The organism is Achromobacter sp. UMC46, from assembly GCF_014170335.1.
GTDB lineage: Bacteria > Pseudomonadota > Gammaproteobacteria > Burkholderiales > Burkholderiaceae_B > Achromobacter.
Genome location: NZ_LZZS01000038.1, coordinates 165,370 through 191,632, shown reverse-complemented (window position 1 = coordinate 191,632; position 26,263 = coordinate 165,370). Strand labels below are relative to the sequence as shown.

Annotated in this window: 31 protein-coding genes and 1 tRNA gene; 6 read left to right on the top strand and 26 right to left on the bottom strand. The window is 66.0% G+C overall.

The features are described from left to right. The first annotated feature begins 13 nt into the window (after positions 1-13). The 3 genes from A9973_RS28140 (at position 14) to A9973_RS28130 (ending at position 3,964) form a co-directional block, all read left to right on the top strand. Positions 14-1,435 carry an amidase gene (locus A9973_RS28140; protein WP_183016892.1) on the top strand — a complete coding sequence of 474 codons (1,422 nt, stop codon included), beginning with the start codon at positions 14-16 and terminating at the stop codon, positions 1,433-1,435. 30 nt (positions 1,436-1,465) lie between these two features. Beyond that, positions 1,466-2,431: a tripartite tricarboxylate transporter substrate binding protein gene (locus A9973_RS28135; RefSeq protein WP_183016891.1), complete on the top strand. Its 966-nt coding sequence runs from the start codon at positions 1,466-1,468 to the stop codon at positions 2,429-2,431. 144 nt (positions 2,432-2,575) lie between these two features. Next, positions 2,576-3,964, top strand: a complete 1,389-nt coding sequence (locus A9973_RS28130; protein ID WP_183016890.1) for a GntP family permease — start codon at positions 2,576-2,578, stop codon at positions 3,962-3,964. Between the two features lie 81 nt (positions 3,965-4,045). Here the strand turns inward: A9973_RS28130 and A9973_RS28125 are convergent. The 6 genes from A9973_RS28125 to petA form a co-directional block, all read right to left on the bottom strand. After that, positions 4,046-4,121: transfer RNA gene (locus A9973_RS28125), tRNA-Thr, on the bottom strand. A gap of 188 nt (positions 4,122-4,309) precedes the next feature. Further along, positions 4,310-4,759 (bottom strand): ClpXP protease specificity-enhancing factor, encoded by a 450-nt coding sequence (locus tag A9973_RS28120; RefSeq protein WP_183016889.1) that lies wholly within the window; start codon positions 4,757-4,759, stop codon positions 4,310-4,312. Between the two features lie 13 nt (positions 4,760-4,772). After that, positions 4,773-5,384 (bottom strand): glutathione S-transferase N-terminal domain-containing protein, encoded by a 612-nt coding sequence (locus A9973_RS28115; protein ID WP_006388039.1) that lies wholly within the window; start codon positions 5,382-5,384, stop codon positions 4,773-4,775. Between the two features lie 152 nt (positions 5,385-5,536). Continuing rightward, the gene (locus A9973_RS28110; RefSeq protein WP_183016888.1) at positions 5,537-6,397 is read right to left on the bottom strand and encodes a cytochrome c1; all 861 of its coding nucleotides are present in this window, start codon (positions 6,395-6,397) and stop codon (positions 5,537-5,539) included. Positions 6,398-6,421: 24 nt separating this feature from the next. After that, a complete protein-coding gene (locus tag A9973_RS28105; protein WP_006224519.1) occupies positions 6,422-7,810 on the bottom strand; it encodes a cytochrome bc complex cytochrome b subunit in 1,389 nt (462 codons plus the stop codon). 74 nt (positions 7,811-7,884) lie between these two features. Next, on the bottom strand, positions 7,885-8,526 hold the full coding sequence (gene petA / locus A9973_RS28100; RefSeq protein WP_183016887.1) for a ubiquinol-cytochrome c reductase iron-sulfur subunit: 642 nt from the start codon (positions 8,524-8,526) through the stop codon (positions 7,885-7,887). Between the two features lie 140 nt (positions 8,527-8,666). Between petA and mscL the strand changes: the two genes are divergently transcribed. After that, positions 8,667-9,116, top strand: coding sequence for a large conductance mechanosensitive channel protein MscL (mscL, locus tag A9973_RS28095; RefSeq protein ID WP_175175747.1), 450 nt, complete (start codon positions 8,667-8,669; stop codon positions 9,114-9,116). 73 nt (positions 9,117-9,189) lie between these two features. Here the strand turns inward: mscL and A9973_RS28090 are convergent, their stop codons facing one another. Beyond that, entirely contained in the window at positions 9,190-9,951 is a 762-nt protein-coding gene (locus A9973_RS28090; RefSeq protein WP_183016886.1) for an aldolase, read from the bottom strand. 141 nt (positions 9,952-10,092) lie between these two features. Between A9973_RS28090 and A9973_RS28085 the strand changes: the two genes are divergently transcribed. Beyond that, positions 10,093-11,121: an AraC family transcriptional regulator gene (locus A9973_RS28085; RefSeq protein WP_183016885.1), complete on the top strand. Its 1,029-nt coding sequence runs from the start codon at positions 10,093-10,095 to the stop codon at positions 11,119-11,121. A gap of 35 nt (positions 11,122-11,156) precedes the next feature. Here the strand turns inward: A9973_RS28085 and A9973_RS28080 are convergent, their stop codons facing one another. The 3 genes from A9973_RS28080 to A9973_RS28070 form a co-directional block, all read right to left on the bottom strand. After that, positions 11,157-12,488, bottom strand: coding sequence for an MFS transporter (locus A9973_RS28080; protein ID WP_183016884.1), 1,332 nt, complete (start codon positions 12,486-12,488; stop codon positions 11,157-11,159). A 68-nt stretch (positions 12,489-12,556) separates the two neighbouring features. Then, positions 12,557-13,183 (bottom strand): glutathione S-transferase family protein, encoded by a 627-nt coding sequence (locus A9973_RS28075; RefSeq protein ID WP_183016883.1) that lies wholly within the window; start codon positions 13,181-13,183, stop codon positions 12,557-12,559. Between the two features lie 184 nt (positions 13,184-13,367). Beyond that, positions 13,368-14,144 (bottom strand): Nif3-like dinuclear metal center hexameric protein, encoded by a 777-nt coding sequence (locus A9973_RS28070; protein WP_183016882.1) that lies wholly within the window; start codon positions 14,142-14,144, stop codon positions 13,368-13,370. A gap of 19 nt (positions 14,145-14,163) precedes the next feature. Here A9973_RS28070 and A9973_RS28065 point away from each other — a divergent pair, with 19 nt between their 5' ends. Next, the gene (locus tag A9973_RS28065; RefSeq protein ID WP_183016881.1) at positions 14,164-15,330 is read left to right on the top strand and encodes a trypsin-like peptidase domain-containing protein; all 1,167 of its coding nucleotides are present in this window, start codon (positions 14,164-14,166) and stop codon (positions 15,328-15,330) included. A 4-nt stretch (positions 15,331-15,334) separates the two neighbouring features. Here A9973_RS28065 and A9973_RS28060 read toward each other — a convergent pair whose 3' ends face one another. The 16 genes from A9973_RS28060 to A9973_RS27985 form a co-directional block, all read right to left on the bottom strand. Beyond that, the gene (locus tag A9973_RS28060; RefSeq protein WP_183016880.1) at positions 15,335-15,736 is read right to left on the bottom strand and encodes a helix-turn-helix domain-containing protein; all 402 of its coding nucleotides are present in this window, start codon (positions 15,734-15,736) and stop codon (positions 15,335-15,337) included. A gap of 82 nt (positions 15,737-15,818) precedes the next feature. Then, complete coding sequence (tatC, locus tag A9973_RS28055) at positions 15,819-16,613, bottom strand: twin-arginine translocase subunit TatC (protein WP_183016879.1); 795 nt, start codon at positions 16,611-16,613, stop codon at positions 15,819-15,821. Continuing rightward, the gene (gene tatB, locus A9973_RS31300; RefSeq protein WP_255469324.1) at positions 16,610-17,086 is read right to left on the bottom strand and encodes a Sec-independent protein translocase protein TatB; all 477 of its coding nucleotides are present in this window, start codon (positions 17,084-17,086) and stop codon (positions 16,610-16,612) included. The genes tatC and tatB overlap by 4 nt, the downstream gene beginning before the upstream one ends. 72 nt (positions 17,087-17,158) lie before the next feature. Then, on the bottom strand, positions 17,159-17,386 hold the full coding sequence (gene tatA / locus A9973_RS28045; RefSeq protein ID WP_006216828.1) for a Sec-independent protein translocase subunit TatA: 228 nt from the start codon (positions 17,384-17,386) through the stop codon (positions 17,159-17,161). A 14-nt stretch (positions 17,387-17,400) separates the two neighbouring features. Continuing rightward, the gene (locus A9973_RS28040) at positions 17,401-17,769 is read right to left on the bottom strand and encodes a histidine triad nucleotide-binding protein (RefSeq protein ID WP_006224531.1); all 369 of its coding nucleotides are present in this window, start codon (positions 17,767-17,769) and stop codon (positions 17,401-17,403) included. Between the two features lie 16 nt (positions 17,770-17,785). Then, on the bottom strand, positions 17,786-18,136 hold the full coding sequence (locus tag A9973_RS28035) for a phosphoribosyl-ATP diphosphatase (protein WP_183016878.1): 351 nt from the start codon (positions 18,134-18,136) through the stop codon (positions 17,786-17,788). Beyond that, complete coding sequence (gene hisI / locus A9973_RS28030) at positions 18,133-18,537, bottom strand: phosphoribosyl-AMP cyclohydrolase (protein ID WP_183016877.1); 405 nt, start codon at positions 18,535-18,537, stop codon at positions 18,133-18,135. Before hisI ends, A9973_RS28035 begins: the two co-directional genes overlap by 4 nt. A 1-nt stretch (position 18,538) precedes the next feature. Further along, positions 18,539-19,360 (bottom strand): imidazole glycerol phosphate synthase subunit HisF, encoded by an 822-nt coding sequence (hisF, locus tag A9973_RS28025; RefSeq protein ID WP_183016876.1) that lies wholly within the window; start codon positions 19,358-19,360, stop codon positions 18,539-18,541. After that, positions 19,357-20,097, bottom strand: coding sequence for a 1-(5-phosphoribosyl)-5-[(5-phosphoribosylamino)methylideneamino]imidazole-4-carboxamide isomerase (gene hisA, locus A9973_RS28020; RefSeq protein WP_046805342.1), 741 nt, complete (start codon positions 20,095-20,097; stop codon positions 19,357-19,359). The genes hisF and hisA overlap by 4 nt, the downstream gene beginning before the upstream one ends. A gap of 57 nt (positions 20,098-20,154) precedes the next feature. Then, the gene (locus A9973_RS28015) at positions 20,155-20,853 is read right to left on the bottom strand and encodes an imidazole glycerol phosphate synthase subunit HisH (RefSeq protein WP_183016875.1); all 699 of its coding nucleotides are present in this window, start codon (positions 20,851-20,853) and stop codon (positions 20,155-20,157) included. A gap of 34 nt (positions 20,854-20,887) precedes the next feature. After that, positions 20,888-21,475, bottom strand: coding sequence for an imidazoleglycerol-phosphate dehydratase HisB (gene hisB / locus A9973_RS28010; RefSeq protein WP_183016874.1), 588 nt, complete (start codon positions 21,473-21,475; stop codon positions 20,888-20,890). A 1-nt stretch (position 21,476) separates the two neighbouring features. After that, positions 21,477-22,565, bottom strand: coding sequence for a histidinol-phosphate transaminase (gene hisC / locus A9973_RS28005; protein ID WP_183016873.1), 1,089 nt, complete (start codon positions 22,563-22,565; stop codon positions 21,477-21,479). Then, on the bottom strand, positions 22,562-23,866 hold the full coding sequence (gene hisD, locus A9973_RS28000) for a histidinol dehydrogenase (protein ID WP_183016872.1): 1,305 nt from the start codon (positions 23,864-23,866) through the stop codon (positions 22,562-22,564). Before hisD ends, hisC begins: the two co-directional genes overlap by 4 nt. A 54-nt stretch (positions 23,867-23,920) precedes the next feature. Then, positions 23,921-24,595 (bottom strand): ATP phosphoribosyltransferase, encoded by a 675-nt coding sequence (gene hisG, locus A9973_RS27995; protein WP_183016871.1) that lies wholly within the window; start codon positions 24,593-24,595, stop codon positions 23,921-23,923. Between the two features lie 151 nt (positions 24,596-24,746). Further along, entirely contained in the window at positions 24,747-26,015 is a 1,269-nt protein-coding gene (murA, locus tag A9973_RS27990) for a UDP-N-acetylglucosamine 1-carboxyvinyltransferase (protein WP_183016870.1), read from the bottom strand. Then, positions 26,015-26,260, bottom strand: coding sequence for a BolA family protein (locus A9973_RS27985; protein ID WP_183016869.1), 246 nt, complete (start codon positions 26,258-26,260; stop codon positions 26,015-26,017). The genes murA and A9973_RS27985 overlap by 1 nt, the downstream gene beginning before the upstream one ends. Positions 26,261-26,263 lie beyond the last annotated feature (3 nt).

Here is a 26,263-nt window from a genome sequence, read left to right as displayed (position 1 = left end):
TTGCAGCGGCTCTATGACCCAGATTTCCTCTTTATGTGACATGACCGCCGTGGCCCTGCGCACCGACATCTCCGCCGGCCACCTCAGCGCCCGTGACGTGACCGCCGCGCACCTGGCGCGCATCGACGCCTGCAACCCCCACGTGAATGCCATGGTGACGGTGGACGCCGAAGGCGCCCTGGCGCGCGCCGCGCTGGCCGACGAACGCCAGGCGGCCGGCCATCCGCTGGGCCTGCTGCACGGTTTACCAATCGTGCACAAGGATTCGTTCCTGACGGCCGGCATGCGCACTACCTACGGTTCGCCGCTATACCGCGATTTCGTGCCCGAACGCGACAGCCTGATCGTTACCCGCGAGCGCGCGGCGGGGGCGATCACGCTGGGCAAGACCAACTTGCCCGAATTCGGCGCCGGGTCGCAGACCTTCAACGCGGTGTTCGGCGCCACCCGCAATCCCTACGACCTGCGCCTGACCGCCGGCGGCAGCAGCGGCGGCGCCGCCGCGGCGCTGGCCGCCCGCATGGCGCCCTTGGCCGACGGCACGGACATGGGGGGATCGCTGCGCAACCCGGCCTCGTTCTGCAACGTCGTGGGCCTGCGGCCATCGCCGGGGCGCGTCCCGCAATGGCCTACCGCCAGCCCGTACAACGCGTTGACCGTCGCGGGCCCGATGGCGCGCACGGTCGCCGACGTGGCGCTGCTGCTGGCCGCCACGGCAGGGGCCGATGCCCGCGACCCGCTGGCCATCGAGCAGGACCCCGCCCGCTTCCTGGACGGCCTGTCGCGCGATTTCAAGGGCGTGCGCATCGCCTATGCGCCGACCTGGGGCGGCCTGCCCGTGCAAGCCGCGGTGGTGCAGGCGCTGGAGCGCCAGTTGCCGGTCTTCGCGGACCTGGGCGCCCGGGTGGATCCGGCCTGCCCGGACTTCACTGGCGCGGACGCCGCGTTCCAGGCCCTGCGCGGCCAGACCTTCGCGGTGGGGTACGAAGCGGCGTTGCGCGAACACCGCCATCTGCTCAAGGACAGCGTCATCTGGAATATCGAGCTGGGCCTGCAGCAACCGGCCGCCGTCGTCGTGCAGGCCGAGCGCGACCGCGCCGCCCTGTTCGCGCGCATGCATGCCTTCATGCAGAACTACGAATTCCTGATCGGACCGGTCAGCCAGGTGCTGCCGTTCCCGGTCGAGCATGAGACCGTGAGCCGCATCGACGATACGCCGATGCACAACTACATCGACTGGATGCGCTCGGGCTATTACCTGTCGCTGACCGGCCATCCGGCCATCTCGGTGCCCTGTGGCTTCAGCGATGCGGGCTTGCCCGTAGGCATCCAGATCGTCGGCCGCTATCGCCAGGAACATGCGCTGCTGCAACTGGCGCACGCGTTCGAACAAGCCACGCAGTACTGGCGCCAGGCGCCCGTGCTGCCGCACTGACCACCACGCCAACAACACAAGGGGAAAACAATGAACCACGCCGCCGCCCGCGCCCTCGCGCTGTGCGTCCTCGCCGCGACGCCGCTGATGGCCTCGGCGCAGGCCTATCCTGACAAACCGATCACCATGGTGGTGCCGTTCCCGCCTGGCGGATCCACCGACGTCATCGGCCGCCTCTTCGCCGTGAAGCTGGGCGCGCGCCTGGGCCAGACCGTCGTCATTGAAAACAAGCCCGGCGCCAACACCGGCATCGGCGCCGCCGCCGTCGCCCGCGCCGCGCCCGATGGCTACACGCTGATGATCACCGGCGCCCCGACGTTCACGTCGAACCCGCTGCTGTATCCGAACCTGAATTACGACCCGATCAAGAGCTACGAATACGTCGCTGTCGCCGGCAGCACGCCGTTCGTGATCCTGACGAACCCGCAGACCGGCATCGGCACTGTGGCCGACATCACGGCCAAATCGGCCACGCAGTCGCTCAGTTTCGGGTCGTTTGGAAACGGCTCCACCCCGCACATGGCCGGCGAATCGCTGGCTCAGCGCACCGGCGCCAAACTGCTGCACGTGCCCTACCGCGGCAGCGCCCCGGCCATGACCGACCTGATCGGCAACCAGATCCCGCTGTCGATCGACACGCTGGTGGCGGGCCTGCCCCAGATCAAGGCCGGCAAGGTCCGCGCCGTGGCGCTGACGGGCCGTGCGCGCTCGTCCCTGGTGCCCGACGTGCCCACCGTCGCGGAAAGCGGCGTGGCTGGCTACGACTTCGACACCTGGTTCGGCGTCGTCATGCCTAAAGGCACGCCCGCGCCCATCGTCGCCTGGATGTCCAAGGAGATCGAAGCGGTGATGGCGGAACCCGATACGCGCGCCAAGCTGCAGGACCTGGGCTTTGACGCCACCTACCAGGACCCGGCCGCCTTCCGCCGCAAGGTGGAGATGGAACTGGAGCGCAACGCGGCGATCATCAAGGCGGCGGGGATCAAGCCGGATTGACGGGACGGCGGCTCTTGGCGCCTGCTGATCGGGGCGCCAGCCCGCCTTCCCGCCGCTGCCCCGTGCGCGGCAAGTTGTAAGGACGATCCCTTATGATGGCACCCGGAAGGTTCGCGACCTCTCTTGTCTTTTCTGGGTTCACACATGTCTTCGTTCGACATTCAATTGCTGCTTACCGCCCTGGTGAGCGTCCTGGTGCTGGTCGCACTGATTGTTTCGCGCATCCGCATGCATCCGCTGCTGGCGCTCCTGATCGTTTCCATCGGTGTCGGTTTCGCGACGGGCATGGAGCCCGTGGCCATCGTCAAGAACCTGACCGACGGCGCGGGCAAGACCCTGGGCGCGGTCGGCGTGGTGATCGCGCTGGGCGCGATGCTGGGCAAGATTCTGGCGGATTCGGGCACGACCGAGCGACTGGCCAACGCCATCCTGCGCCACACGTCCCCGCGGATGATCCCGTGGGCCATGACGCTGGTGGCGTTCGTCATCGGCATCCCCATGTTCTTCGAAGTGGGCCTGGTGGTGATGCTGCCGCTGATCTTCAGCGTGGCACGCAAGCTGGAAAGCCAGCAGCGCTTCAAGGGGTCGGCCTACGTGTACGTGGGCGTGCCGGTGATTGCCGCCCTGGCGGCCATGCACGGCATGGTGCCGCCGCACCCGGGGCCGCTGACCGCGATCGCCACCTTGAAGACCACGGTCGGCCCGACCATGATCTACGGCTTCATCGCCGCCCTGCCGGCCATGGTCTTCGGCGGTCCGCTGTATGGCGCGTTCATCGCCCCGCGCATGACGACCCGTCCGGACGAGGCCCTGCTTGACCAGTTCACCGCCACCCGCGAAGCCGCCGCCGGCAACGGCGCGCCCAGCGTGGGCCTGGGGATCCTGGCGGCGTTGCTGCCGGCGCTGCTGATGCTGGTGCACGCCGTGGCCGAAATGCTGCTGCCCAAGGGTTCCAGCGGGCTGCATGTGGCCGCCTTCCTGGGCAACCCGGTGGTCGCCATGCTGCTGGGCGTGCTGTTCGCGGCCGTGACGCTGGTGTTCATGCGCCGGGGCGACGCGGAAAAGCTGCGCGAGGCACTGGGCCAGAGCTTGAAGCCCATCGCCGGCATCATGCTGATCATCGCCGGCGGCGGCGCCTTCCAGCAGGTGCTGACCAGCGCCAAGGTCGGCGACGCCATCGTGCATCTGACGCACCAGTTCGCTTTCCCGCCGCTGATCCTGGGCTGGCTGATCGCCATGCTGCTGTCGGTGTCCACCGGGTCGGCCACGGTCGGCATCGTGGGCGCCGCGGGCTTGCTGGCGCCATTGGCGGGCGCCGACCCGTCGTTGAACCTGCCGCTGCTGGCGCTGTCGATCGGTTGCGGTTCGCTGTTCTTCAACTATGCCAACCACGCCGGCTTCTGGATGGTGAAGGAGTCCTTCGGCATGACGATGGGCGAAGCCACCAAGACGATTTCGGTGGTGCAGTCGATTGTGTCCGTGGTGGGCCTGATCATGGTGCTGCTGTTCAACATGCTGCCCCCGCTGGGCTGAACGCCCCAGGGGCCGGATACGGATACGGCCGCCGACATGCAAAAGCCCAACCGTCCGGTTGGGCTTTTTATTGGATATTCCTGGTGCCGGTGAAAGGAATCGAACCCTCGACCTTCTCATTACAAGTGAGCTGCTCTACCAACTGAGCTACACCGGCTCGGCGTGCCGGGGCACGCGCAGGGACTGCATTGTAATGAAAAAACGCCGTCGCCGCGCGGCACGCGGGAACCAGGCGGCACAATGCCCCGCGCGGGCAGGACGGGGGTCCTGCCAGGCACGGAAAACGGGAATCCGTCTGGCTTGCGGGGACATTGCGCCAGGCGCGCCGTCCCCGCATCGCAGCGGCTATTTGACGATGGTCAGGCGCGGACGCTTGGGTTCGTCGTCATCGCCGCCGTCGTCGCCAGGCGCGACCTCGGCGTCGGCGCTTTCAGGCGCGGCGGCATCCGCCACGCCTTGGGCACCCGCTGCCGGCGGTTCGTAGGGCTGCACTTCGAAGCCCATGCCGGCGCCGGTCTCGCGCGCGTAGATGGCGCTGACGGCGCCGATGGGAACGTAGACGTTTTCGGTCACGCCGCTGAAGCGGGCCTGGAATTCGATGAATTCATTGCCCAGCACCAGACGGTTGGTGGCCAGCGTGCCTACGTTCAGTGTGATCTGCCCGTCACGGACATGCGCGACGGGCACCATGGTGTGCTCGTCGACCTGCACGGTGATGTACGGCGTGTAGCCGTTGTCAGTGCACCATTCATGCAGCGCGCGGATCAGATACGGTTTGGTCGAAGTTTCACCCATCACACAACCAGCCTTAACGACGCATCACTTTTTCCGAAGGCGTCAGCGCTTCGATGTAGGCCGGACGCGAGAAGATGCGTTCGGCGTACTTTTGCAGCGGAGCCGCGTTCTTGGGCAGTTCGATGCCGTAATGGTCCAGGCGCCACAAGAGCGGAGCCACGGCCACGTCCAGCATGGAGAACTCTTCGCCCAGCATGTACTTGTTCTTCAGCAGCATGGGAGCCAGCTGGGCCAGACGGTCGCGAATGTTCTGGCGGGCATTGGCCAGCTTCTTCTCGTCCGGCTTGGCGCTGCGGTCTTCCAGCGTCGAGACGTGAACGAACAGTTCTTTCTCGAAGTTGTAGAGGAACAGGCGGGTGCGGGCGCGCATGACCGGGTCGGCGGGCATCAGCTGCGGGTGCGGGAAGCGCTCGTCGATGTACTCGTTGATGATGTTCGACTCGTACAGGACCAGGTCGCGTTCGACCAGAATGGGCACTTGACCGTACGGGTTCATCACCGAGATGTCTTCGGGCTTGTTGTACAGGTCGATGTCGCGGATCTCGAAATCCATACCCTTTTCGAACAACACGAAGCGGCAGCGTTGCGAAAACGGACACGTGGTTCCGGAATAGAGCACCATCATGGTGTAAGTCCTTTATGAAAAACGAAAGGCCAGCGCCTAAATCTAGCAGGCGCTGGCCCCGATTGCCAGGCGGGATAGGCGTACAGCCCTATCCGCCGCTACCGTCCCCTTTTTTAATTGGGGGCGGTTATGTGCCTGGCGGGGCGTTGCGGTTAGCGCACGTGCTTCCAGTACGAAGCGTTCAAGCGCCACGTGACCAGGAAGAACAACAGCAGGAACAACATGACACCGACGCCGATGCGGACGCGTAGCGTCTGGACGGGCTCGGCCATCCAGGACATGAACGCGGTCAGGTCTGCGACGTCGTTGTCGTATGTTGCGACTTGGGCCGGGTTGGCGGCCTTAAATTTGGCATCGAAGGTGGCATGGCCGCGGTAATCAGCTACCGGTTCGGCCTTGACCGTGGAAAAACCTTGAGCATCGTACACCGTCGTGACGCGTTCCCAGTTTTTGGGTGCGCCTTCCTTGGCATCCTTGGCTTCCACTTCATGCATGGCCACGGTCGTCAGCTCGCGCGGACCCTGGAGTTCCCAGAGCGCATGGGGCATGCCCACGGCCGGGAAAACCAGGTTGTTCCAACCGGTGGCGCGCGACGAGTCGCGGTAGAAAGTGCGCAGGTAGGTGTAGATGTAGTCGGCGCCGGACGGGCCGGCGTTGACCGATTTGGCGCGGGCGATCACGGACAAGTCCGGGGGCGTCGTGCCAAACCACTTCTTGGCGTCCTTGGGCGACATGGCGACATTCATCATGTCGCCGACCTTCTCGCCGGTGAACAGCAGGCTTTCCTTGATTTGCTGGTCGGTCAGCCCGATGTCCTTCAGCTTGTTGTAGCGCATCGACGATGCGCTATGACAGTTCAGGCAGTAGTTGACGAACAGCTTGGCGCCGTTTTGCAGCGACGCCATGTCGTTGACGCGATACGGCGCCTTGTCCAGCGGGAACCCGCCTTCTGCGGCGAATGCGGTGGTACACGTGAGCATCAAGGCCACGGCACCAATCAGCTTCTTGATCATGGTTAGTCCGTTATCTGGTGGGGCTCAGTGGGCGTGGAACGTAACGCGCTCAGGCACTTGCTTGAAGGTGCCAAGGCGGCTCCAGACCGGCATCAGGAAGAAGAATGCCAGGTACAGCAGCGTGCCGATTTGCGACGTGATGTTCAACGGCGGACTGGGCGGCTGCGTACCGATGTAGCCGAGCACCAGGAAGTTGACCATGAAGATGCCGTAGATCCACTTGTGCCACGTCGGGCGGTAGCGGATCGACTTGACCGGGGAATGGTCCAGCCACGGCAGGAAGAACAGGATGACGACCGTGCCGCCCATGGCGACCACACCCCAGAACTTGGCGTCGATCACGCGCAGCAGCACGGCCACGACGATCAGGATGCCGGGGATGGCGACGCGCAGGATGCCCTTCAGGTTGCTCTTGACGAGCAACGCGATGGCGCCCAGCACCGATGCGCCTGCCAGCACCCACGTAAATTCGTCGGTGGTGGCGCGCAGCATCGAGTAGAACGGCGTGAAGTACCAGACCGGCGCGATGTGCGGCGGCGTCTTCAGCGAGTCGGCGGGGATGAAGTTGTTGAACTCCAGGAAGTACCCGCCCATTTCCGGCGCGAAGAACACAATGAACGCGAACACGAGCAGGAAGCCCGCCACGCCCATCAGGTCATGCACCGAATAGAACGGGTGGAACGGGATGCCATCCTTGGGCCGGCCGTACTTGTCTTTCGGGCCCTGCTTGATCTCGATGCCGTCCGGGTTGTTCGAGCCGACTTCGTGCAGCGCCACCAGGTGGGCCGCCACCAGGCCGACCAGCACCAGCGGAATCGCGATGACGTGGAAGGCGAAGAAGCGGTTCAGGGTGGCGTCCGACACGACGTAGTCGCCGCGGATCCAGATCGACAGTTCAGGGCCGATGAACGGAATGGCCGCAAACAGGTTCACGATCACCTGGGCGCCCCAATACGACATCTGGCCCCAGGGAAGCAGGTAGCCGAAGAAAGCTTCGGCCATCAGACAGAGGAAGATCGCCACGCCGAAGATCCACACGAGTTCGCGCGGCTTGCGGTAGGAACCGTAAAGCAGCCCGCGCAGCATGTGCAGGTAGACGACGACGAAGAACATCGACGCGCCGGTGGAGTGCATATAGCGCACCAGCCAGCCCCACGGGACCTCGCGCATGATGTATTCGACGGACTGGAACGCGCGTTCGGCGTCCGGCTTGTAATGCATGACCAGGAAAATGCCGGTCACGATCTGCAGCACCAGGACCAATAAGGCCAAAGAGCCAAAGAAATACCAGAAGTTGAAATTCTTCGGTGCGTAGTACTCGGACAGATGGGCTTTCCAGGTGGATGTCACCGGGAAGCGCCGGTCCAGCCAGCCCAACAGGCCTGTCGTCTCGACGGTTTTCTCGCCAGCCATGTAACGGCTCCTTCTCTAATACGTGGCGTATTTGTTTTACTTACGTAATTCGGGAAAAAAGCGCGACGCGAGCGTCAGGCCTTGTTGTCTTCATCGACGCCCACGATGATGCGGGTGTCGCTGAGATATTGGTAAGGCGGTACTTCGAGATTATCGGGAGCAGGCTTGTTCTTGTAGACCCGGCCAGCCAGGTCGAACGTGGAGCCGTGGCACGGACAGAGGAATCCGCCTTGCCAATTGGCGCCCATGCCGCCACCGCCGCCTGTTTCGAAGTGCGAGGTGGGCGAGCAGCCCAGGTGGGTACAGATGCCGACACAGACGAAGAGCTCGGGCTTGCGCGAACGAGCTTCGTTTTCGGCGTATTTGGGCGTGAAGCCCGGCCGCTTGGAATCGGGATCGGCCAGTAAAGGGTCCAGCGTTTTCAGGCTGGCGAGTTGTTCGGGAGAACGGTGAATGATCCACACCGGCTTCCCGCGCCATTCCACTGTCTTCATGGTGCCGACGGGGATGTCGCCGATATCCACTTCTACAGGGGCCCCGGCCGCTCGGGCCTTTTCAGAGGGAGAAAATGTGCTCACAAGCGGCAAAGCCGTTGCGACACCTGCTACGCCACCCACAGCACAGGCGGTGGTAACCCAGAAACGTCGCGAAGGATCAGGTGGCAGGTTGGGATCAACCGCACCGTCATCATCGTGCACCAGCGTATCCTGACTCATCTTCCTATCCTTGTTGATGCGCCCGCTCTACGAGTAGCATCACTTCTGCGGCATCGGGTTCGCGGGAATATGTAACAACATAGCAACCGCGTATTATAGCGCCAGCCCACTGACGGGCGTATCACGAAGGGAGTGCTTTTATGAGCAAAGCAACTGGTTTCGTCAAAGAATTCCGAGATTTCGCCGTAAAAGGCAATGCGGTCGACTTGGCGGTGGGTGTCATCATCGGTGCGGCGTTCGGCCGGATCGTCGACTCGCTCGTCAAAGACATCGTCATGCCGCTTGTCAACTTCATCCTGGGCGGCTCGGTCGATTTTTCGAACAAGTTCCTGGTGCTGTCCATGCCCGCCGGCTACAACGGGCCGATGACGTATGCCGACCTGTCCAAAGCGGGTGCAAACGTCTTCGCATGGGGCAATTTCGTCACCATCATCATCAACTTCGTGTTGCTGGCGTTCGTGATCTTCTGGATGGTCAAGGCCATCTACAAGGCCCGCGCCAAGGCCGAGGAAGCGCCGGCCGCACCGGCCGCAACGCCCGAAGACGTGGCGCTGCTGCGCGAAATCCGCGACCTGCTCAAAAAGCCCTGACCCCACGCCGCCGCAGGCCCGGGATCCGCACGGATCCGGGCCGCTGCGGCGGGCGGACGTTCCCCCCCTTGCTTTATTCCGCGGCCATTTGCCGTTCGACACGGCGCGCGAACATGGCGAAGCTCGCCCGCACGATACTGGGCTTCAACAGGAAGTCGTGCGATTCGGCCGCCAGCGCATCATCCACCGGCTTGACCTCGCCGTATGCGGCGGCCGCCAGCAACTGATTGCGGGCCGCGCGCTCGATCAGCACCGACAGGTACAGCGCCTCTTCCACGCAGGACCCGGCGGCCAGGAAACCATGGTTGGCCAGCAGGATGCAGCGCTTGCCGCCCAGCGCCGCTGAAATGATCTCGCCTTCCTGGTCTGCGATGGGCAGGCCGGGCCATTCCTTCAGATGGGCGCAGTCGTTGTGGAACGGCGTGGCGTCCATGTGCGCGACCACCAGCGGCTGGCCCGTCATCGACAGCGTCGAGACATGGGGCGGGTGCGTGTGGATGATGCATTGCACGTCGGGGCGCTGGCGATAGACCCAGAAATGGAAGCGCACGGCGGGGTTGGGCGTGCCCTCGCCCTCAAGCACTTCCATGTCCTCGTTGATGCGGATGACCGAGCCCGGTTCGATTTCATCGAATGCCCGGGCCATCGGCGTCGTCAGGAACGTGCCGTCCTCCTGGCGCACGGTGATCTGGCCCGCCAGCGTTTCCGAATGGCCTTCGCTGGCGAGGATACGGCAGCTGAGCGCCACTTTTTCTTTCTCGCTCCAATTTCCGAAGTCGAGCTTGTTCGCGGAGCGCGCAAAGAAGGCGTCGGCATGAGATTGTTTTTCCAGCATGGGGTCTCCTTGGGGATAATGGCTCCATTACACGCCCGCCTGCGCCGCCGGCAATTGACCGATCACGAACGCGGGTTGACTCAATGCGACAGGACGGCAGGCGCTTATCGGCCCTAGCCACCCCGAAAGAGAGTTCCGAGCATGCCCAGCGCCAGCCAGACCGTGAATCTTCCCGCCCGGCCCGCCTGTCCCGAGGCGGATCTGAACTTCGCGCCCCGGTTCCGCCCGTTCTACGCGCAGGAGATCGCCGGCTATGAGCGCGAGCTGGACAAGCTGGTCCTGCCGGGAGAGTTCCGGGCGTTGACCGAACAGCCCAGGCTGCAATTGCAGGCCTGTCGCCTGCGCGCGGGTGGGCTGGTGGTCAGCCTGGAGTCCACGCCGATCAGCGTGCACCACCGTGCGGAGCACGCGGCCGATCCGGGCCACGCGGAGTTCCTGGCCAGTTTCGTGATCGCGGGGCATGGCGTCATCGTGCAGAACGAGGCCACCCTGCCGCTGGAACCCGGGGACATTATCTTCCGCACGACGGCGCTGCCGTCCGACATCCGGATGTACACCGATTCGCGGATCGTGGTGGTGAAGGGGCCGCTGTCGCGCCTGCTGGGCGCGCACAGCCTGGCGATGTCGCAGTTCACCGCGCAACGCGGCGTGGCCGTCCTGCCGATGGTGCAGACCGCCCATCGCTGCCTGCACCATGTGTTCTTCGACAAGGCGGAATCCAATCCGACGTCGTCGCTCTTCGCCGAACAGGCGCTGCTGGCGCTGCTGGCCTCGATCTACACCAGCCAGGCGTTGGAGAAGATCCCGGGCGATGCGCGGGCGCCGGCCGACAACTGGCAGGTGCTGGCAAGCTACATCGACGCCCACATCACCGATCCCGAACTGTCGGTGCAGGCGGTGGCCGATGTGCTGCGCGTGACCACGCGCTGGGTGCACCGGCTGTTCAAGACGCGTTCGCTGCAATACGCGAGCTACGTGCGCGAACGCCGCCTGCAACTGGCCCGGGAGGCGCTGGAGGACCCGCGGCGCGCGCACGTCGAGGTCAAGGAGATCGCCGTTTCTTGCGGCTTCCAGCACGCCAGCCATTTCATCCGCCGCTTCCATGAACGCTTCGGCATGTCGCCCGCCTTGTACCGCAAGACGGCCAGAAGCGGCAGCGGCGGCGAGTAGGTCCGCGCCGCCCGCGTGCGGAGGGCTTCGGCGCATCAGCCGCGGCGCAAGTCCTGGGCCGTGGGCTTCATGAGAAACGCCGAGGTGCCGGCGACAACGCCGAGGAAGGCCAGATAGACGCCGACGGGAAGGATGCTGTCGAACTTCTGGACCAGCGTGGCCGAGATCAGCGGCGCCAGGCCGCCGCCGATGGCCGCCGAGAACTGGACCCCGATCGACAGCCCGGAATAGCGCAGCTCGGCCGGGAACTGGGCGCTATAGAGGCTGGACTGGGGCGCGATCATGATCGCGTAGTTGAAGGCCATGGCGACGAAGACGGCAAGGCTGTATGCCACCAGCGAGCCGCTGCCCACCGCCAGGAAAATCGGAATGGCCATGAGCCCCAGGAACATGCCGCCCCAGCCGCAGACGCGGCGCGCGCCGATGCGGTCGGCCAGCACGCCGAACAGCGGGATGGTGAACATCAGCACGCCGGCGCCATAGAGCAAGGCGTGCAGCGCGTCGGCGCGGCTGAAACCCAGCTTGGACACCGCGTAAGACACCGAGAACACCAGGAAGGTGTAGATCAGCGTGACCTCGGCGATCTTGCAGCCGATGCACAGCAAGAGCGATTTGCCGTGCGCGCGCAGCAGTTCGCCCAGGGGCATCTTGTCTTCCAGCGGTTGCCTGGCCTGCGCGCGTTCGCGCTTGACCTGCTCGAACTCGGGCGATTCGTCGATGCCGTGGCGGATGAACAGGCCGACGACGATGAGCACGGCGCTGGCGAGGAACGGCAGGCGCCAGCCCCAGGACAGGAAATCTTCTTCCGGCAGCCGCGTCACCAGCGCGAAGGACCCCACCGACAGCAGGATGCCCAAGGGCGCGCCCACCAGCGGCAGGCTGCCGAAGAACGCCTTCCACTTTGGCGGCGCGTGTTCGACTGCCATCAGCATGGCGCCGCCCATCTCGCCGCCGAATGACAGCCCCTGGCCGACGCGCAGCACGACCAGCAGCACTGCCGCCGAGATGCCGATCTGTTCATAGGTCGGCAGCAGCCCGATCAGCACAGTGCAGATGCCCATCAGCAGCAGGCTCAGCGTCAACATGGACTTGCGGCCGACGCGGTCGCCGAAGTGGCCGAACAGGATGCCGCCGATGGGCCGCGCCAGCATGCCGCTGGCGAACGCGCCAAAGGCCGCCAGCGTGCCGGTCGCCGGATCGAACTGCGGAAAGAAGATCTTGTTGAACACCAGGGCCGCGGCGGTTCCATAGGCGAGGAAGTCGAAGGCTTCGACGGCGGTGCCGATGACGGTCGCGACGGCGACCCGGAACAGGTTGGGTTTCTTGTGTGAGCGGGCAGCGGGCTGCACGGCTGGTATGGCGTCCATGTTTTTTCCTCTTGTCTTGTCGTAGTGGTTTTTTTTGTCGTCGCGCGCGGGGGCTTGGGGCTTGGGGCTCAGGGGCCTGGGGGCACGTAGCCCGGCAACTGCGGGATGCGGTCGCGCCACGCCGCGATGGCGGGATAGGCGGCGATGTCGATGGCGGCTTCCTCGGCCAGCGCCAGGTAGCCGTAGCAGGCGATGTCGGCTACGGTGGGCGCGTCGGTTCCGGCCAGCCACTTGTTGTCCGCAAGGCGCTTGTCCAGGCGTCTCAGGACGCGGTCCGTGCGGGCCTGCATGCCGGGGATGTCGAGCAGCGCTTCGCTTACGCCCAGGTGGTGCGCGGCCTCGGCGTTGCCCACGACGCGCGTCAAGCGCAGCGGCTGCAGGCTGTTCGCGATTTCATTGGCGGATACCGATAGCCACGCGTGCATGGCGCCGATGCGGGGCAGTGGCGCGAGCCACTCGGGGGCGTAGTGGTGCGCAAGGTGCAGCAGGATGGCGTGGCTGTCCCAGATGGCGGTGCCGCCATCGGTCAGCGCAGGGACCTGCTGAAAGGCGCTGACTTGCTCGAACGCCGCAGTCTGGTTCTTGCGGGCCAGCACGTCGACAAACCGGCTTTGGTATTCCTTGCCGATGAGCGCAAGGAAAAGGCGGACCTTGTAGCAGTTGCCGGAGCGCGGATGGTCGTAGAGGGTCAGCATTCAGTGGCTCCGTGTGAAGGAGGCCCGGCCGGAAAGGGACCGGCATCGGGCGACTGAATGGAATGCTAGGGCGGGGGACTCCGGCCAGAATTGACAGGGAGAGAACCGCGATTGACCAGATGCGACGCACAGGCGCCGCTTTGATCGAACCCTCTGGTTTTCCCGGAGCGGTGCGCGGCGCTATTTATGCCGGATTGTCGATGTCGACGAATTCGACTTTGATCCCGAAGTGTTCGGCCACGGCCTGCCCCAGGGCTTCTGCGCCAAAACGCTCGGTCGCGTGGTGGCCGGCGGCGATGAAGCCCACGCCGGTTTCACGCGCCAGATGCACGGTGGATTCCGAGACCTCGCCCGTGATGTAGGCGCTGGCGCCCGCGTCCACGGCGTCGGCCAGCATGCCCTGCGCGCCGCCCGTGCACCACGCCACGCGCGACACGGGCTGATCCGAATCGCCCACGACCAGCGGCTGCCGCCCCAGGCGTTCGGCGACGCGTGCGCCTAGCTGGCCCAGCGTCGTCAGTCCCGCGGCCTCGCCCAGCCAGACCAGGTTGTCCTGGCCACAGGTGTGCGGCGAGCCGTCGTCGCGGCGTTCCGCGGTCAGGCCCAGCACGCGGGCCAGTTGCGCGTTGTTGCCCAACGTCGGGTGCGCATCCAGGGGCAAGTGGTAGGCGTACAGGTTCAGGTCGTTCTTCAGCGCCAGCGCCATGCGCGTGCGGCGCGTGCCGATGATGCGGCGGTCTTCGTTGCGCCACATCCAGCCGTGATGCACCAGCACCGCATCGGCGCCGCGTTCGACCGCCGTGCGCAGCAGGGCTTCGCTGGCGGTCACTCCGGTGATAATGTGTCCGACTTCGGATCGGCCCTCCACTTGCAAGCCGTTGGGGCAGTAGTCCTTGAAGCGGCCGGCTTGCAGGGTGTCGTCCAGCCAGCTGGCCAGCACGTGGGAGTCCACTTTTTTCATTGCTCGTCCTATCAGAATCATGCGCCGATATTGGCTGATCTTCGCTCAGGCCGTCACGGTCTGCCTGGGTATTCTATTCGTGGTCACGACCCTGCGGCCCGACCTGCTGCGTCTGGCGGGCCCGGGGGCCGCGCCGCCGGCCGTTGCGGTCGCCGGGGCGGCGCGCCCGCCAGCGGGCAGCGGCGTGGGGGTGGTGTCCTATGCGGACGGCGTGGCGCGCGCCGCGCCGTCGGTCGTGAACGTCTACACCACCAAGCACGTCAACGTGCCGCTGATCCCGTTGCCCGACGATCCCGTGCTGCGCCAGTTGTTCGGCCAGGTCCCGGGCGTCAGCCGGCGGCAGGCCACGACCAGCCTGGGGTCCGGCGTCATCGTGAACCAGGACGGCCACGTCCTGACGAACTACCACGTCGTGCAGGCGGCGGACGCCATCGAGGTGGCCTTGACCGACGGCCGCCGCGATACCGCCAAGGTCGTGGGCGCGGACCCCGATACCGACCTGGCCGTGTTGAAGCTGAGCACATTGCGCGCCCTGCCCGCCGCCACGCTGGCGGCCGACCGCGGCTTGCGGGTGGGCGATGTGGTGCTGGCGATCGGCAACCCCTTCGGCGTGGGACAGACCACCACCCAGGGCATCGTGTCGGCGCTGGGCCGCAACGGGCTGGGGCTGAACACGTACGAAAACTTCATCCAGACGGACGCCGCGATCAATCCGGGCAACTCGGGGGGGGCGCTGGTGGACGCCGAGGGCAACCTGGTCGGCATCAACACGGCCATCTATTCCGAATCGGGAGGGTCGATGGGCATCGGATTCGCCACGCCCATCGAGATCGCGCGCAAGGTCATGGACGACATCGTCAAGACCGGCGGCGTCAAGCGCGGCTGGCTGGGCGTGGAACCGCAGGACGTCACGCCCGAGCTGGCGCGCGCGTTCGGGCTGGGCGCCGACGCGAAAGGCGCGATCATCGCGGGAGTGATGCGCGACGGTCCGGCGGCGCGCGGTGGCCTGCGCGTGGGCGACATCGTGCAATCGGTCAACGGCAAGCGCATGGCCGATACGGCCCAGTTGCTGGCGGAAGTTGCGCAACAGCCTCCGGGCCAGCGCGCCACCCTGGGCATCCTGCGCGCGGGCAAGCCGCAGGACGTGTCCATCGTGGTGGGCACACGGCCGGGCCAGCCCCGCTAGGGCGTCAAGGCGGGGGCGCGACGCCCTCCACCAAGATCCGCACCATCGACAGCACGGTTTTTTTCGTGCTGTCGGGTTGTTGGCGCAGCAGGGCGCAGATTTCGGCGCAGTACCCGTCGATCGCGGGCGCCGTGGCTGGCATGGCGGGCAGCGTGCCCTCGTTGGCAGGCAAGCCGTGGGGGCCGGGTTCGGTGCCGCTGAGCACGCCGTCGGTCAACCAGGGAACGCTGGTCTCAAGCGCAGTCGCCAGGCGCAGCAGCGTGCCCCGGGACGGCGAGTAGCGGTCTTCGCGGGTAAGGATGCGGTGGATGCAGGATTGCGGCACGCGGGAGATGCGCGCCAGTTGATTCTGGCTGTGGATGCCGCGCCACCGCATCAGGGTGCGCAGCCTTTGGGCAAGCGACATACCTGCAATGTAGGATTGCAGGCAAGTCCGGGCAAGAGTCAATCAGTCCTATCTTGCCCGGCCAGCCGCGCCGGGGGCGTTATCAGTGCCGTTCGGTCAGCGAATCCGCGGCGTCATCGGCCTCTGCCGCGCCCGGCTTGGGCGACACCATGCGGGCGCAGATCAGGCCCACTTCATAGAGCAGGCACAGCGGCACCGCCAGCATGAACTGGCTGACCACGTCGGGCGGCGTGACGACCGCGGCGATGATGAAGGCGCCAACCACGACATAGCCGCGCGCGGAGCGCAGCTTGGACAGTTCGACGATGCCCGTTTTCACCAGCAGCACCACGGCCACGGGCACCTCGAAGGTGATGCCGAAAGCCATGAACATCGTCATGACGAAGCTCAGGTAGGCCTCGATGTCCGGCGCCGGCGTGATGGATTGCGGCGCGAACGTGGCGATGAAGTGGAACACCGTGCGGAACACCACGAAATAGCAGAACGCCATGCCCGCGATGAACAGGAACGTGCTTGAGATGATCAGCGGCAGCGCCAGGCGCTTTTCGTGCCGGTACAGGCCGGGCGCGACAAAGGCCCAGGCCTGGTAAAGCACCACCGGCAGCGCCACGATGAAGGCGGCCATCATCGTGACCTTCACGGGCACCATGAACGGCGTGATGACGCCCGTGGCGATCATGCGGGTGCCTTCGGGCAGCGAAGCCAGCATGGGGGCGGCCAGCACGTCATAGATGGCGGACGCGCCGGGGTAGATGAACAACACGATGAATACGGCCACGACGGCGCCAACGGCGCGCAGCAGGCGGGTGCGCAATTCGACCAGGTGGGAGATGAAGGTCTCTTGCTGGCCTTCTTCTTGAGAGGCGTCCTGGGTCACGTCGGTGTTCCAGAGGGCGTGACGGGCTTGGCGGCGGGCAGGTCCAGATCCAGGCTGTGGTTCTGGCCCGGCGGGGCGATCGTGCGGGCGGGCTCGGCGGCGGCGTTTCCGGCCGAGGCATCCCCGACTGAGGCGTCCCCGACAATGACCGGCGCGACCTTGCCGCTGGCTTCGCGGGCGACTTCGTCGAGTTCCGCGCGGAATTGCTGGACCGGTTCCTGCAGCGAGGCATGCGTGTCGTTCAACGACTGTTGCACGCCCTGCGCGGCGTCTTCCATTTCATTCTTGAACTTGCGCAGTTCGTCGAGCTCGATTTCACGCTGGATATCGGACTTCACGTCATTGACGTAACGCTGCGCGCGCCCAAGCAGGTGGCCGACGGTGCGGGCTACCTTGGGCAGGCGTTCGGGGCCAATGACGATCAAGGCGACGACGCCGATCACCATCAGTTCAGTGAGGCTGACATCAAACATTCGACGGCCGCTCGGGAATTGAAGCAATAAGGGCCGGCCCGTTCAGGGCGGGCCCGGGAGACGAGCCGTGGCTCAGGAGTTGGTCTTTTCCTTGGCCTGCACGTCGATGGTTTCACCGGAAACGCGCTGCTGCGCGATCGGGTCGGCCGGCTTTTCGCCGTTGGCGTCCTTCATGCCTTCCTTGAAACCCTTCACCGCGCCGCCCAGGTCCGAGCCGATGTTGCGCAGTTTCTTGGTGCCGAAAATCAGCGCCACGATGACCAGAACGACCAACCAATGCCAAATGCTGAAACTACCCATGATGTTTCTCCGAATTACGCGGTGGGGGCTACGCGCCCTTTCCAGGGCCGCGAGCCGCCGATGATGTGGAAATGCAAATGCGGGACTTCCTGGCCGCCTTCGACGCCAGAGTTGATCATGATGCGAAATCCACCATCAGGGCCCGGACGGCAACCGTTTTCGGCTGCTAGCCGCGGCGCCAACGACATCATTCTACCCAACCAACCTGCGTCCTCGCCCGTAATATCCTGCATGGATGTGACATGACGTCGAGGGATCAGCAGTAAATGCACCGGTGCGGCCGGATTAATATCGTGGAATGCAACAAAGTCCTCGTCTTCATAGACCTTCTTGGACGGGATGTCGCCAGCGGCGATCTTGCAGAAAAGACAGTTGTCGCTCATTTTCCGGGTTCCGTGGTCAGTCTTTGGGGCGGCTTGCCTTCTCGGCCAGGCCTGACAGGCCCTCGCGGCGGGCCAATTCGGCCAGCACGTCTTCCGGCCGCAGGTTGAAATGCGTCAGCGCGACCAGGCAGTGGAACCACAGGTCGGCCGTTTCGCTGACGATGCGGTCCGGCACGCCGTCTTTGGCGGCCATGACCAGTTCCGTGGCTTCTTCGCCGATCTTCTTCAGGAAGGAATCGGGGCCTTTGGCCAGCAGCTTGGCGGCGTACGACGCCGCGGGGTCGCCGCCGTTTTCGGGGCGACGGGTTTCCAGCGTGTCGGCGATGCGCGCCAGGATATCGGCGGCGCTTGCGGGGTGATCGGTCATTTGTAGATCATTTCCGGGTCTTTGAGCACCGGGTCCACCGTGACCCAGGCTGCCTGGTCGGTCGGGCCTTCCAGGCGGCGGTAGAAGCAGCTGGCGCGCCCGGTGTGGCAGGCGATGCCGCCTTCCTGGTGGATCTTCAGCAGGATGACGTCGCCGTCGCAGTCCAGGCGCAGTTCGTGCACTTCCTGGACGTGGCCGGATTCCTCGCCCTTGCGCCACAGGCGCTGGCGGGAACGCGACCAGTACACCGCGCGGCCGGTGGCGGCGGTTTCGGCCAGCGATTCGCGGTTCATCCAGGCCACCATCATGATCTGGCCGTTGTCGGCGTCTTGGGCGATGGCGGGGATCAGGCCGTTTTCGTCGAATACGACGTCGGCCAACCAGGTGGGTTCAGTGCTCATATCAATCCAACCTTACGGCAATACCTTGTTCGGCCATGAAGCGTTTGCATTCGCCGACGGTGTGCTGGCCGAAGTGGAAGATGCTGGCGGCCAGCACGGCGCTGGCGCGGCCGGTGGTGACGCCATCGGCCAGGTGTTGCAGGTTGCCCACGCCGCCAGAGGCGATGACGGGCACCGGCACGGCATCGGACACGGCGCGGGTCAGCTCCAGGTCGAAGCCCGACTTGGTGCCGTCGCGATCCATGCTGGTGAGCAGGATTTCGCCTGCGCCGTAGGCGGCCATGCGGCGCGCCCAGGCCACGGCGTCCAGCCCGGTGGCCTTGCGGCCGCCGTGCGTGAAGACTTCCCAGCGCGCGGGTTCGCCTGCGGCCGACACGCGGCGCGCGTCGATGGCGACGACCACGCATTGCGAACCGTGGTAGTCGGAGGCGGCGCGTACCAGCTCCGGATTGGCCACGGCGGCGCTGTTGATGCTGATCTTGTCGGCGCCCGCGTTCAAGAGGCGCTGGATGTCGGACACCTGGCGCACGCCGCCGCCCACCGTCAGCGGGATGAAGACCTGCGAGGCCACCTGCTCGATGATGGGCAGGATCAGGTCGCGGCCGTCGCTGGTGGCGGTGATGTCCAGGAACGTGAGTTCGTCGGCGCCCTGCTCGTTGTAGCGGCGGGCGATCTCGACGGGGTCGCCCGCGTCGAGCAGGTTGACGAAGTTCACGCCCTTGACGACGCGGCCGGCGGTGACGTCAAGGCACGGGATGATGCGGCGGGTCAGCGCGCTCTGGGCGGGCGCGCCAGCCCCGGGGGGGCTGTTGGAGGGGGTCATTTTGCCAGTTCGTCGGCGCGGGCCTGGGCTGCCTGGAAATCAAGCGTGCCTTCGTAGATGCTGCGGCCCAGGATGGCGCCTTCGACGCCCTCTTCCTCGACGGCGCACAGGGCTTCGATGTCCTGGATGCCGGCGATGCCGCCCGAGGCGTACACGGGGATGCGCACGTGCTGGGCCAGGCGCACCGTGGCTTCGACGTTCACGCCCGACAGCATGCCGTCGCGGCCGATGTCGGTGTAGATGATGGCCTCGCAGCCGTAATCTTCGAACTTCTTGGCCAGGTCCAGCACGTCGTGGCGGGTCAGCTTGCTCCAGCCGTCGGTGGCGATCTTGCCGTCGCGGGCGTCCAGGCCGACGATGATCTGGCCGGGGAAAGCGCCGCAGGCGTCTTGCAGGAAGCCCGGGTTCTTGACCGCGGCGGTGCCGATGATCACGTAGGAGATGCCGGCGTCAAGGTAGCGCTCGATGGTGTCGAGGTCGCGGATGCCGCCGCCGATCTGGACGGGGATGTCGTCGCCGACGGCTTCCAGGATGGCCTTGATGGGCGCTTCGTTCTTCGGCTTGCCGGCGACGGCGCCGTTCAGGTCGACCAGATGCAGGCGACGCGCGCCCTGGTCGAGCCAGCGGGTGGCCATGGCGGCGGGGTCTTCGGAGAACACCGTTGCATCGTCCAGGTCACCCTGGCGCAGGCGCACGCAGCGCCCGTCTTTAAGATCGATGGCGGGGATCAGCAGCATGGTGGGCAGCAAAAAAGAAAGAGGGGTTGAATGGGCTGGCGCATGTGGGCTCGACGCCTACGGCTGCCAGTCTACAAAATTGCGATACAGGCGCAAACCGTGCTCGGCGCTCTTTTCGGGGTGGAACTGCACCGCGAAAATGTTAGCTGCCGCCACTGCGCAGGTAAAGGCGACACCATAATCGGTTTCACCAACAGTCAGGCCGGAATCGTCCGGGTCGGCGTAGTAACTATGGACGAAATAGAAGTGCGTGTCGTCCGGAATGCCGTCCCAGATAGGATGAGAGCGCGTCTGGCGGACTTTGTTCCATCCCATGTGCGGTACTTTCAACCGTTCGGGGCGGGTGTCGGCCAGGCCCGCCGCGCCGGTGTCGGCCAGGCAGGCTTCGTCGTCGGCGGCGATCAGGTCCGCGAAGCGCGGGCCCGAGAAGCGGCGCACGACGCCGGGGAACAGGCCCAGGCAGGACGTGCCGCCCTCTTCAGAGGAGTCGAACAGCATCTGCTCGCCCACGCAGACGCCCAGCAGGGGCTTGGTGCGGGCGGCGCGCACGACCGCTTCGCGCAGGCCGGATTCATTCAGGGTGCGCATGCAGTCCGCCATGGCACCCTGGCCCGGGAACACCACGCGGTCGGCCGCGTCGATGTCCTGGGGCTGGTTGCAGATGCGGATGTCCGCATCGGGGGCGGCGAACGTCAAGGCGCGTGCGACGGAGTGGAAATTGCCCATTCCATAGTCGACGATGGCGATAGTGGTCACTTCTTTTTGCCTGGTGCGGTGGGGTTGGCGAACGTTACAGCACGCCCTTGGTGGAGGGCACGACGTCGCCCATGCGCGGGTCGACTTCCATGGCCATGCGCAGGGCGCGGCCACAGGCCTTGAACACGGTTTCCGCCTGGTGGTGGGCGTTCAAGCCGCGCAGGTTGTCGATGTGCAGCGTGATCAGCGCGTGGTTGACCAGGCCCTGGAAGAATTCGCGCGTCAGGTCGACGTCGAAATTGCCGATGTGGGCGCGCGTGAACGGGATGTGGTATTCCAGGCCGGGGCGGCCCGAGAAGTCCACCACGACGCGCGACAGCGCTTCGTCCAGCGGCACGTAGGCGTGGCCGTAGCGGCGCAGGCCGGCCTTGGTGCCGACCGCTTTGGCGATCGCCATGCCCAGCGTGATGCCCACGTCTTCCACCGTATGGTGCGCATCGATGTGCAGGTCGCCCTCGGCCTTGATGTCGAGGTCGATCAGGCCGTGGCGCGCGATCTGGTCCAGCATGTGGTCCAGGAACGGCACGCCGGTGTCGATCGTCTGCTTGCCGGTGCCGTCGATGTTGATGGCCACGCGGATGCGGGTTTCGTTGGTGTTGCGGGTGATCTCTGCGGTACGCATGTTAAGCACTCAAAATCTCTTGCAGGGCAGCCAGCAAGGCGGCGTTCTCGGCCGGGGCGCCCACCGAGATGCGCAGGCAGTCGGCCAGGAGCGGATGGGCGTTGGAGAAGTTACGAATCAATATTTTGCGCGTTTTCAGCGCAAGATGCACGGCGTTGCCGTCCAGCTTGCCGGAAAAGCGCGCGAGGATGAAGTTGCCGGCGGAAGGGAATACCCTGACGCCGGGCAAGGCGGCCAGGGCGGCGGCCAGCGGTTCGCGGTCGGCGCGCAGGCGCGCGGCCTGCTCGTCCAGCACGTCCTTGTGGCGCAGGACCGTCATCAGCGTGGCCTGGGTCAGCACGTCCAGGTTGTAGGGCGGACGCACCTTGTTCAGTTCGGCGATCCAGTCAGGATGGCCGGCCAGGTACCCGAAACGCAGGCCCGCCAGGCCGATCTTGGAGACCGTGCGCATGACGACCACGTTGGGCGCGTCCAGCACCTGGGCCATCCAGCTGCGGTCGGCGAAGGGCTGGTAGGCCTCGTCCAGCACCACCAGGCCGGGGGCGGCGGCGATGATCGCCTGCACGTCGCCGTCGGACCAGAGCCCGCCGGTGGGGTTGTTGGGCACGGCCAGGAACACCACCTTGGGCCGGTGTTCGCGGATGGCGGCCAGCATGGCCGGCAAATCCAGGGTCAGATCAGCCGTCAGCGGCACGCCGACAAAGCGGGCGTGGTCGAAACGGGCCGCCATGTCGAAATAGACGAACGACGGCCAGGGCGACATCACGGTGTCGCCGGGGTTGCAGCAGGCCTGCACCACGATGTGGATGAGTTCGTCCGAGCCGTTGCCGAACAACACGCCGGCGGCGTCCGGCACCCCGAAAGCCGTCTTCACCGCCTGCTGCAGCGCGGACAGGTCGGCGGCCGGGTAGCGGTTCAGCGGCGTGTCGCGCACGGTGCGGGCGATGTCGTCGCGGACCGCCTCGGGCAGCTCGTAGGGGCATTCCATCGCGTCCAGCTTGATGCAGCCTTCCGCGTTGGCCACGGGATACGCGGCCAGTTCGCGGATATCGGCGCGGACCGTGCCGGCGATGCGGCCGGCGACGCTCATGGCTTGTCGATCCGGTACTGGGCGCTGGCGGCGTGCGCCTGCAGGCCCTCGCCCAGCGCCAGTTCGGCGGCGATGCGGCCCAAGGTCTGCGCGCCCTGGTGCGATACCTGGATCAGGCTGGAGCGCTTCTGGAAGTCGTACACGCCCAACGGCGACGAAAAGCGCGCCGTGCGGGACGTGGGCAGCACGTGGTTGGGGCCCGCGCAGTAGTCGCCCAGCGCTTCCGAACTGAAACGGCCCATGAAGATCGCGCCGGCGTGACGGATCTTGGCGGTCCAGATTTCGGGCTGCTCGGTGGAGATCTCCAAGTGCTCGGGCGCGATGTCGTTGGCGATCTGGCAGGCTTCTTCCAGGCTCCGGACCTGGATCAGTGCGCCGCGATTGGCCAGGCTGACGCGCAGGATGTCGGCGCGCGGCATCGTGGGCAGCAGGCGCGCGATGGCGGCCTCGACCTCTTCGATGAAGGCGGCGTCCGGACAGAGCAGAATGGACTGCGCCAGTTCGTCGTGCTCGGCTTGCGAGAACAGGTCCATGGCGATCCAGTCGGCCGGCGTCTTGCCGTCGCAGATGACCAGGATTTCGCTGGGGCCGGCGATCATGTCGATGCCGACCACGCCGAACACGCGGCGCTTGGCGGCGGCGACATAGGCGTTGCCCGGGCCGACGATCTTGTCCACCGCGGGCACCGTATCGGTGCCGTAGGCCAGCGCGCCCACGGCCTGCGCGCCGCCGATGGCGAACACGCGGTCCACGCCGCCGATGGCGGCCGCGGCCAGCACGATGGGGTTGCGCACGCCGTCGGGCGTGGGCGTGACCATGATCAGTTCTTCTACGCCCGCGACCTTGGCCGGGATGGCGTTCATCAGCACCGACGACGGATAGGCGGCCTTGCCGCCCGGCACGTACAGGCCCACGCGGTCCAGCGGAGTGACCTGCTGGCCCAGCAAGGTGCCTTCGGCGTCGGTGTAGGTCCAGGTCTCGGCGCGTTGGCGCTCATGGTAGCTGCGCACGCGGTCGGCGGCGGCTTCCAGCGCATTACGCTGCGCGGCCGGCAGCGAGGCCAGCGCGGCATGCCAGTCTGCCTTGGGGATTTCCAGCGCGGCGGCCGCTGCGTCCGGCATGCGGTCGAAGCGCTGCGTGTATTCCACCAGCGCGGCGTCGCCGCGGGTGCGCACGTCGGCCAGGATGCCGGCGGCGGCGCGGTCGATGGACTCGTCCTCGTGGGCCTCGAAGGCCAGCAGCTTGGACAAGGCGGATTTGAATCCGGGATCGCGGGAGTCGAGACGATTGATCAGGGCCATGGCGTCATGGAGCAAAGCGGAAAGCGGCCGCCGCGGCTTCGCGGCGGGCGGGGGTCAGGCATTGCGGGAGGCGGCTCTTTCGAAGGCGTCCAGCAGCGGTTGCAGGCGGGCGCCGCGGGTCTTCAGTGCGGCCTGGTTCACGATCAGGCGCGACGAGATCGGCATGACGTCCTCGACCGCGACAAGGTCGTTGGCGCGCAGCGTGCCGCCGGTGGACACCAGGTCGACGATGCAGTCGGCCAGGCCGACCAGTGGCGCCAGTTCCATCGAACCATACAGCTTGATGATATCCACGTACACACCCTTGGCCGCAAAGTGTTCACGGGCTGAGTGGACGTACTTGGTGGCCACGCGCAGGCGCGCGCCCTGGTGCACGGCGCCTTGGTAGTCGAAGCCGTTGCGCACGGCCACGGCCAGGCGGCACTTGGCGATGTTCAGGTCGATGGGCTGGTACAGGCCGCCGGGCTGTTCCTTGGCGTGCTCGATCAGCACGTCCTTGCCCGCGATGCCCAGGTCGGCCGCGCCGTATTGCACGTAGGTCGGCACGTCGGAGGCGCGCACGATGATCAGGCGCAGGCCAGGGTCGCTGGTCGGCAGGATCAGCTTGCGCGAGCTTTCCGGGCTTTCGGTCACTTCGATGCCGGCTTCGGCCAGCAACGGCATGGTTTCTTCAAAAATCCGGCCCTTGGACAGGGCCAGGGTCAGGGGCTTCGTCGTGGCATCGTTCATTGCCGAGCCGCCTCAAAATGAACGGGCCCCCTCGGGGGGCAGCAAGCCGAAGGCGCAGTGTGGGGGCAGCCTCGCCGCCGGGCCGCCCCAAGGCGGGGCAGCCCCCTCGGGGGGCAGCAAGCTGTAGGCGCAGCGTGGGGGCTATTGTGTTTCATGCCTGTTCCTTGCCGGTAACGCGTTGGATGTTCGCGCCCAGGGCGCGCAGTTTGACTTCCATCTGGTCGTAGCCACGATCCAGGTGGTAGATGCGGTCGACCAGCGTGTCGCCGTCGGCGGCCAGGCCGGCGATGACCAGGCTGGCCGAGGCGCGCAGGTCGGTGGCCATGACGGTGGCGCCCGACAGGCGCGTAACGCCGCGCACAATGGCGGTGTGGCCGTCGATGTCGATGTCGGCGCCCATGCGGCGCAGTTCCTGCACGTGCATGTAGCGGTTCTCGAAGATGGTTTCGACGATGACCGAGGTGCCGTCGGCCACGGCGTTCAGCGCCATGACCTGCGCCTGCATGTCGGTGGCGAAACCGGGGTACTCGTGCGTGCGCAGGCCCACGGCCTTCGGACGCTGTGACATCGCGCCGCGGATCCAGCCCGGACCGGTCTCGATGGTCAGGCCGGCTTCGGTCAGCTTGTCCAGCGTGGCGCCCAGGATGGCGGCGTCGGTGTTTTTCAGCAGGATGTCGCCGCCTGCCGCGCCCACGGCGCACAGGAAGGTGCCGGCTTCGATGCGGTCGGAGATGACGCGGTGTTCGGCGCCGTGCAGGCGGGCGACGCCGTCGACCACGATGCGGTCCGTGCCGTGCCCCTGGATGCGGGCGCCCATCTTGATGAGCAGCTCGGCCAGGTCGACCACTTCGGGTTCGCGCGCGGCGTTCTCCAGCACGGTCTGCCCGTCGGCCAGCACGGCGGCCATCAGCAGGTTCTCGGTGCCGGTGACGGTGACCATGTCGGTGCGCACGGATGCGCCCTTCAGGCGCTTGGCGCGCGCGACCACGAAGCCGTGTTCGATGCTGATCTGGGCGCCCAGCGCGGCCAGGCCCTTGATGTGCTGATCGACCGGCCGCTGGCCGATGGTGCAGCCGCCGGGCAGGCTGACGCGCGCCTCGCCGAAGCGGGCCAGCAGCGGGCCCAGCACCAGGATGGACGCGCGCATCGTCTTGACCAGGTCGTACGGCGCTTCCAGGTCGTCGACGCGGTCGGCCTGCAGCGTGACCACGCCGTCCGCGCCGCGTTCGGCGCGCACGCCCATGCGGCCCAGCAGGCGCAGCATGGTGGCCGTGTCGTTCAGGTGCGGGACGTTGGTCAGCGTCAGCGCGTCGGCGGTCAAGAGGCCCGCGCACAGGATCGGCAAGGCCGAGTTCTTGGCGCCGGAAATCGAGATCTCGCCATGCAGCGGGGCGCCGCCGGTGATGCGAAGCTTATCCATTACTTGCCTGCTTGCTGATATTCGCCTGGGGTCAGCGTGCGCATCGACAACGCGTGGATCTCGGCCTTCATGCGGTCGCCAAGCGCGGCATAGACCATCTGATGGCGCTGGATCAGGCGCTTGCCTTCGAAGGCGGCGCAGACGATGACGGCGTCGAAATGCGAGCCGTCGCCTTGCACGTCAAGATGGTCACAGGACAGGCCGTCCGCGATGTATTGGCGGACTTGCGCGGGAGTGGGAAGCATGGA